Here is a 5,210-nt window from a genome sequence, read left to right as displayed (position 1 = left end):
TTCCCGCGGGTCGCGCTCCAGCAGGCGCTGCGCCTTGGAGGAGGCGGTCGGCGGATTGACCGAGTCTTCGGAAATCAGGGTGAGCTGGCGTCCCAGCAGGCCGCCGGCCTTGTTCTGTTCTTCCACGGCCAGCGTGATGCTCATCACGGCATATTCGCCCAGCGGGCCGAGGAAGCCGGTGCGCGGGGTCAGGTGGCCGATGATGATTTTGTCCGACTGCGCCTTGACGATGGCGGGGAAGCCCATTGCCGAGGTGGCGGCGACGGCGGCGCCGGCTTTTAGCATGGTGCGACGGCCGGGCGACGGGATCTTGCTGTTGTCTTGTTCCATGGTGCAAACCTCCTAAGGGTCCGGCGCGAGCCGGGTGTCTCGATGAAAAGCCGGTAGCGGCAGCGGACTGCCGGAACGACCTGTTTTCTTATTGAGTGCCGTCGGCAAGCGGACGAGACGGAAATGACAGGAACATGAAGCCGTTGTTGAACATCGGTCCGGTCCGTCTGCGTCTCGTGATTTTTGCAACAACCTCTTTTTTATGTCAGTTATTTGACATGTGATCAAATGTATTCGATAGAATTGGGGCGTGTCAATCGGCGATGCAGCATGGTTGGACAAGTTTGCGGCGCAGGGAGCAGCCGTGAAGAAGTGCGTCCCGGCAGGGTATCAAACTGCCTTGAACGGGCTGTAGCGCTGCATTCGGGGGAAAGAGCGGAAGAGGGCGACTGCTATAATCCGCGGCAATTTTGAATAACAGACGCATTTCATCGGCACGGATGAAATGGTTTCAAGTGAGAAGCCGGGGACCATGGAACACACGATACTTGCGGACCTTTCGCAGATACGCAAAATCACCCACGCCACGCTGTCGCAGCGCGTGTATGAAGATGTGCGCGAACTGCTGCTGGCAGGACAAGTCCGCCCCGGTCAGAAGCTGACGCTGAAAAGCCTGTCGGAAGCGCTGGGCACCAGCCAGATGCCGGTGCGTGAAGCGATCCGCCAGCTGTCGGCGGAAGGCGCCCTGGAAATCCTGCCCAACCGCGCCGTGCGCGTGCCGCTGATGACCAAGGATAAATTCCGCGAGCTGCTCAAGATCCGGCTGGCGCTGGAAGGGCTGGCGGTCGAGCATGCGGCGCAGAACATTTCGGCCGAAGGCCTGCAAGCCGTGGCCGACCTGCACGACACCCTGTGCATCGAAATGCACCGCAAGAAACCCAACGTCGACCTGATCATCCGCCTCAACAAGCAACTGCACTTTGCTGCCTACGAAGGGTCCGGCATGACGACGCTGGTCAGCCTGATCGAGAGCCTGTGGCTGCAGGTCGGGCCGGTCATCAACCTCGACCTGCGCGCCGGTTCGCGCCGCCTGTCGGAGGCGCCGGCGCTGGTGCATCACGCCGCGCTGCTCAAGGGCTTGCAGGACAAGTCGCCGGAGCAGGCGCGCGCCGGCTTGTCGGGCGACCTGCTCAGCGCCGCGCAGATGATCCTGGCCGGCGACGGTTTGCCTGATTAGGGCCTGCAAACAGACTCGCCACGACAAGACTGAGCAGCGGTATCGCCGCCGCCAGCATCTCCAGGATGCCGGCGCTCTGCTCTATCATTTCCAACCGCACTTTGTAATGCGTTGCGAACGCCATCAGCAGTAACAAAAACACGGCGGACAATCCCGCGGTCAATCGAAGTCGCATGCTGTTCTCCCCGGGGTGAGTGAAGGGTGGATGAAGAAATGGATTCCGCAGCGCGGGTCCTGTCATGGATATCGACCCCGGCGCGCAAGACTTGCGTGTTTTCCGCGTAAAGAAAGGTAAGTTTGCATCGGCGCGAATGGAGATAAAATGCGGGCATCCGATCGTCTGTGCTGCCTTTCAATCAAAGGGATTTCATGTCCGTTTCGCATTTCAATTCCCGCAAGGCGCTGGTCGCCGCGCTGCTGTGGTGCGCCAGCCAGTTCGCCGGAGCCCAGAACCTCGCTCCCGCGCCGGTCGCGCCCCTGGCCTTTGCGCCGCTTGAACCTACCCTGACGTCTTACCTGGTCCAGTACAAATTGCCGGCGCTGGCCGCCGCCGTGGTGCAGGACGGCCGCATCATCGCCGCCGGCGCGGTCGGCACGCGCAAGGTGGGATCCGGCATCGCGGTGACGGTCAACGATCGTTTCCACATCGGTTCCGACACCAAGGCCTTCACCGCCACGCTGGCGGGCATTCTGGTCGATCGCGGGGCGATGGCGTGGACCACGACGCTGGGCGATGCCTTCCCTGAACTGGCGCCGAAGATGGACCCGGACTTCCGTCGTATCACCATCAGCCAGCTGCTGTCGCATACTTCCGGCATCCCGGCCGACAACGCCGAGTTCCTCGAGTTGCTGGCCAAGTCGATGTTTGAAGAAGGCAATCTCGACGACCTGCGCTATTGGACTTTGCAGCAGTGGATGAGCAAGCCGCTGCCGGTGCAGCCGGGACAGCGGGGACAGCACTTTGCCTATTCCAACCTGGGTTACACGATCGCCGGCGCGATGATCGAACGGGTGGCGCGCAAGAGCTGGGAAGAACTGATCAATGAATCGATCTTCGATCCGATGGAACTCAAGAGCGCCGGTCTCGGCTCGCAGGCGACATTGGGCCGGGTCGATGCCGCGTTGGGTCACGTGCTGGTCGGCGAAGACATTGCCAAGCCCTTCATGGCCGGCCCCGGCGACGATAATCCGCAACTGATCGCACCGGCCGGCGGCGCCAACATGTCGGTGCTGGATTTTGCGCGCTGGGCCGGCTGGAATGCCGGTGAGGGCAAGCGCGGTCCGGCGCTGCTCAAGCCCGAGACGCTGAAGCTGCTGCACGCACCGGTGATCGACATGCCGCATGTGCAGAATCCGGTGCCGGGAACGCCGACCGACGGCAAGTACGGCCTCGGCTGGGTGACCGCGAAGATGGACTGGGCGCCGCAGCCGCTGGTGTTCCACGGTGGTTCCAACCAGAAGAACCTGGCCCACATCTGGCTCAGCCCGGAAAAGGATTTCGCCATCGTGGTGGTGACCAACATCGCCAGCCAGGGCGCCAACGACGCCTTGTTCGCGGCGGCCGAAAAACTGTTTCGCCAGTTTGCGCCGTGACGACAGGATGATGTGAAGGCGCATATTGATACAATGCGCGTTCGCTTCAATGCTTATCTTTTCAGTTCATTTTTCAACCTTGCTGCGGGTGCTCATGGATTTTCTTTTGTTCCTGGTCGATTTCATCGTCCACATCGATCGTCATCTGGCCGAACTGGCCGCGTCCTACGGCCCGTGGCTGTTCCTGATCCTGTTCCTGATCATCTTCGCCGAAACCGGCCTGGTGGTGACACCCATCCTGCCGGGCGACTCGCTGCTGTTCGTGACCGGCGCGATTGCCGCAACCGGCGCCTTCGATATCCACCTGATGGTGCTGACGCTGATCGTTGCGGCGATCAGCGGCGACAGCGTCAATTATCAGATCGGCAAGGCCATCGGCCTGAAGGTATTCGACAATCCGAATTCGCGCATCTTCAAGCGCGAGTATCTGGACAAGACCCATGCCTTTTATGAACGCCACGGCGGCAAGACCGTGATCATCGCGCGCTTCGCCCCCATCGTGCGCACCTTCGCCCCGTTCGTGGCCGGCGTCGGCGCGATGACGTACACACGCTTCTTTGCGTACAACGTGATCGGCGGCATCTTGTGGGTGGCGAGCTTCGGTTATGCCGGTTACTTTTTCGGCAACCTGCCGGTGGTGAAGCAGAACCTCAGCTTGTTGATCGTGGCGATCGTGGTGTTGTCGATCCTGCCGGGCGTCATCGGTTACCTGCGCCAGCGCATGAAGTCGTTGCGCTGAACTTTCTGAGGTTGATATTGCAGTCGATACTGCAGTCGATAAACTGAAAAAGCCGTTCAGTGATGAACGGCTTTTTTTTGTCCCGCGATGTTGATTGCTTCCGCATCAATACTTCCACAAGATCTTTTGCAGTTCCTTGCTGTCGTTGGTTTTGGTCAGCGCCAGTGCGGTCAGGATGCGTGCTTTTTGCGGATTCTGATCGTCGGTGACAACCCAGTCGAACTTGTCGTCGTTCTGTTCGCCGTTACGGATCACGACGCCGCTGCCGGTGCGTGTTGCGCGGACCACTTGCAGGCCCTTGCTGCGCACTTCCTGCAGGACGGGGACGATCTGCTCGGCGACGCTGCCGTTGCCGGTGCCGTTGTGGATGATGGCTTTGGCGCCGGCGTTCACCAGCGCTTCATAAGCCACCGGGCTGACATTGCCGTAGTTGTAGACGATGTCGACGCGCGGCAGCGTGCTCAGCCTATCGATGTCGAACTCGCTGGCGACCGTATGCGGGCGCGTCGGCTGGCGATAGAACATGACCTTGCCTTCAATGATCAGGCCGAGCGGACCGTAGGGTGAGCGCAAGGTCTCGAGCTTGAGCGTGTTGCCCATGGTGACGTCGCGAGCGGAATAGATTTCGTCATTCATCGACACCAGCGTGCCTTTGCCGATGGCTTCCTTGCTGGCGGCGACAGCGATCGCATCATGGAAGTTGGCCGAGCCGTCGGAGCCCAGCTGGGTGCTGGCGCGCATGGCGCCGACCAGCACCACCGGCTTGGTGCTCTTCAGCGTCAGGTTCAGGAAATAGGCAGTTTCTTCCATGGGTAATGACGATGCCGTCCACATTGGATTTCTTGAGCAATTCGGACACGCGCTTGCCCAGCTTGATGAGCCGCTCGTCAGTGAAATTTTCACTCGGAACCTGGAAAATCTGCTCCCCTGTGACGTGCGCTATTTTCTGGATCTCGGGGACGGCGGCGATCATCCTGTCGACGGGCACCACGGCGGCCTGGAACGCCGGGGAACGAATGCTCGAGATATTGGCGCCGGCGATGGTGCCGCCGGTAGCGAGAACGACGATATGGGGCTTCTCTTGCGCCTGCAGGCAGAGGCAGAACGAGGCAAGAAAAACAAGCAGGGATCCGGCGAGATGTTTCGGTTGCAGGTGCAGCATGGGCGTCTCCTTGGTGTGGAACAAAGAAAGAAGCGGGGGATGGTCTGTATCGCGCCCGGGTGGGAGCAATGGCCATTGCAGGCCTGCCATTGGTGCATGTCAGCGATGAGCGCTATTCATGGTGCGACTTGAGTTGCCTGTTTGATAACCGGAGCAGAGTGGGGAAAACCTGAGAACTCGGCGGATTACCGGCATTGTTGCCAGCCGGC

At 60.5% G+C, this 5,210-nt stretch carries 4 protein-coding genes and 1 pseudogene; 3 read left to right on the top strand and 2 right to left on the bottom strand.

Features of this window, described 5'->3' with window-relative positions; all coding sequences use genetic code 11:
• Nucleotides 1-330, bottom strand: a 330-nt coding sequence (locus HLUSI_RS29700; RefSeq protein ID WP_040503700.1) for an ABC transporter substrate-binding protein, incomplete at its 3' end; no start/stop codon positions are given.
• 472 nt (nt 331-802) lie between these two features.
• Here HLUSI_RS29700 and HLUSI_RS0119665 point away from each other — a divergent pair.
• The 3 genes from HLUSI_RS0119665 (at nt 803) to HLUSI_RS0119655 (ending at nt 3,839) form a co-directional block, all read left to right on the top strand.
• Nucleotides 803-1,507 (top strand): GntR family transcriptional regulator, encoded by a 705-nt coding sequence (locus tag HLUSI_RS0119665; protein WP_016835577.1) that lies wholly within the window; start codon nt 803-805, stop codon nt 1,505-1,507.
• 369 nt (nt 1,508-1,876) lie between these two features.
• Nucleotides 1,877-3,100, top strand: coding sequence for a serine hydrolase domain-containing protein (locus HLUSI_RS0119660; protein WP_157137930.1), 1,224 nt, complete (start codon nt 1,877-1,879; stop codon nt 3,098-3,100).
• A gap of 94 nt (nt 3,101-3,194) precedes the next feature.
• The gene (locus HLUSI_RS0119655) at nt 3,195-3,839 is read left to right on the top strand and encodes a DedA family protein (protein ID WP_016835575.1); all 645 of its coding nucleotides are present in this window, start codon (nt 3,195-3,197) and stop codon (nt 3,837-3,839) included.
• Nucleotides 3,840-3,944: 105 nt separating this feature from the next.
• On the opposite strand, the pseudogene HLUSI_RS29695 reads toward HLUSI_RS0119655, so the two are convergent.
• Nucleotides 3,945-5,001, bottom strand: a pseudogene (locus tag HLUSI_RS29695) (asparaginase).
• Between the last annotated feature and the right edge of the window lie 209 nt (nt 5,002-5,210).

Source organism: Herbaspirillum lusitanum P6-12 (genome assembly GCF_000256565.1).
GTDB lineage: Bacteria > Pseudomonadota > Gammaproteobacteria > Burkholderiales > Burkholderiaceae_D > Herbaspirillum > Herbaspirillum lusitanum.
Note: the sequence above shows the minus strand (reverse complement) of the source record. Positions and strands in the feature narration are given on the sequence as shown.

Coding starts and splice junctions, on each gene's coding strand:
- HLUSI_RS0119665 (WP_016835577.1), top strand. CDS start 803: ATGGAACACACGATACTTGCGGACCTTTCGCAGATACGCAAAATCACC.
- HLUSI_RS0119660 (WP_157137930.1), top strand. CDS start 1,877: ATGTCCGTTTCGCATTTCAATTCCCGCAAGGCGCTGGTCGCCGCGCTG.
- HLUSI_RS0119655 (WP_016835575.1), top strand. CDS start 3,195: ATGGATTTTCTTTTGTTCCTGGTCGATTTCATCGTCCACATCGATCGT.